The organism is Colwellia sp. BRX8-9, from assembly GCF_014077245.1.
GTDB lineage: Bacteria > Pseudomonadota > Gammaproteobacteria > Enterobacterales > Alteromonadaceae > Colwellia_A.
This window is the reverse complement of sequence record NZ_JACGVN010000088.1, coordinates 1-248: the sequence shown is the minus strand read 5'-3', so window position 1 is coordinate 248 and position 248 is coordinate 1. Positions and strand designations below refer to the sequence as shown.

1 rRNA gene is annotated in these 248 nt (G+C 38.7%); it reads left to right on the top strand.

Features of this window, described 5'->3' with window-relative positions:
• Positions 1 to 140 precede the first annotated feature (140 nt).
• Positions 141 to 248, top strand: a 23S ribosomal RNA gene (locus H4J70_RS20365); the annotation flags it as partial.

Here is a 248-nt window from a genome sequence, read left to right as displayed (position 1 = left end):
CTCTTACTCAGAGTAAACATCTTATTCAAGACACATTTATTTGTGCGTGAAAATGTCAGACTTACAATCATAACTAAGAATGTACGGATTAGTCTCCGCATGTTTTTGTTAGTTTCGTTAGAAACTACTTAGGGTTGTATGGTTAAGTGACTAAGCGTATGTGGTGGATGCCTTGGCAGTTAGAGGCGATGAAGGACGTGTTAATCTGCGATAAGCATTGGTGAGGTGATAAAAACCGTTATAGCCAA